Source organism: Streptomyces alkaliphilus (assembly GCF_014141535.1).
In the GTDB taxonomy this organism is placed as follows: Bacteria; Actinomycetota; Actinomycetes; order Streptomycetales; family Streptomycetaceae; genus Streptomyces; species Streptomyces alkaliphilus.
In genome coordinates this window covers 1-1,323 of the sequence record NZ_VKHT01001211.1, presented here as the reverse complement: position 1 = coordinate 1,323, position 1,323 = coordinate 1, and the positions used below count along the sequence as shown (strand labels likewise).

Annotated in this window: 2 protein-coding genes; both read right to left on the bottom strand. The window is 68.9% G+C overall.

Annotated elements, in window-relative coordinates:
- Nucleotides 1–470: 470 nt before the first annotated feature.
- The gene (locus tag FNQ90_RS23495) at nt 471–671 is read right to left on the bottom strand and encodes a hypothetical protein (protein ID WP_182608186.1); all 201 of its coding nucleotides are present in this window, start codon (nt 669–671) and stop codon (nt 471–473) included.
- Between the two features lie 360 nt (nt 672–1,031).
- Nucleotides 1,032–1,301, bottom strand: a complete 270-nt coding sequence (locus tag FNQ90_RS23490) for an acylphosphatase (RefSeq protein ID WP_182608185.1) — start codon at nt 1,299–1,301, stop codon at nt 1,032–1,034.
- Nucleotides 1,302–1,323: the final 22 nt, after the last annotated feature.

Sequence of the window (1,323 nt, the reverse complement as noted above, 5' to 3'; positions counted from 1 at the left end):
GGCGGGGGATCCGCGGGACGGCGGGCGATTGTTCGTTTCGACCCGGGGTGCACGGGGCACATCACTCCGTGAGCGCTCCCTCCGGGTGGACCGATTTCCCGGTGCGGCGCGATCGTTACCGAGGGCCGCACGGGAGCGGGAGCATCCGGCGGTCCGCGAGGGGACGGAGAGCGGAGCAAGGGGAGGGAGCGGGGCCCGGGAGCCGCCTCCCGACGGAAGGAAGCCGGAGGGCCGGGGTCCGTATCGCGGGTGATCCGCGGGATCGACATCGGCCGGAGCGGGCGGGAAGGACGTCCGGGAATCACACCGATCGGCGACGGAGTACTCGACCACCCGTTCCATCGGGCCGTTCGGCACAGGGCCCCGGAACACGACGAAGGCGGAACATGACGAAGGGACGCCGAAGCGTCCCTTGCATTCTTCCCTGTACGGGGAATCCGCTTCCGAGCCGGGATCGAATGATCCGCGGATCAGGTCAGAGCGGGCTCCGCCTGGGGTACCTCGATGCCTTCGAGCACCGAGTCACGCCGTGCGGCGGCGAGAGCGTCGTTCTCGGCCTGAACCCGGACGAGCTGGGTCTCCAGGTCCTGAACGCGCTGCTGAAGCCGTCGCATCTCGGCGAGGACTCGGGGGTCGGGGCCGCCGATGTATCCGAGAAGCGCCTTTGCCATGATGGATGGTCCTCCACACTGAGTGACCGACCGAAGCCGTTGGTGGGTCGTGAGGGGTTGTTCCCGCGGTGCTGCTCTGCGCGCGCCGTCCGTTTCCGGGCAACACGGCCGGGCTGCGCGGGACTTTCAGCGTCTCACCAAAAGGGGGCACGGTCAACACGATCACACCGCGTACCGATCGCCGGGCGGGCCCCGAAAGGCGACTCGCGGACGATCCGGCCAACCCGTGGCCCTCTCCCCACCGGGGGGATTCCGGGGACGGGATACTCAATCGATCACCATCTGCGCGGCAGCCTCGCACGTGGGACCGGGTATGGCAAGCGTTTCGCGGGAAATCCCCGGACGTCGATCACGCGATGATCACCTGATCGAGAAGTCGCGGTAATCCCCGCGGGGTGTGTCCCACATCTCAGTCAAACCGCTCACCTCTCCGGGCGTGGCGCCGCTGCCGAGCCATGCCAGGAGAGCCTCGCACGCCTCCCTCGGCCCCTCGGCGACCACCTGGACGCGGCCGTCGGCCAGGTTGGAGGCGAAGCCGGTGAGACCTCCGAGCTCCAGGGCCCGGGCACGGGTGAACCATCGAAAGCCCACCCCCTGCACCCGCCCGCGGACCCAGACGGTCAACCTCACGGAACCCTTCCCACCTTCCTTT

Excerpts from the sequence above, each read along its gene's own strand:
- FNQ90_RS23495 (WP_182608186.1), bottom strand. The coding sequence starts at position 671 with ATGGCAAAGGCGCTTCTCGGATACATCGGCGGCCCCGACCCCCGAGTC.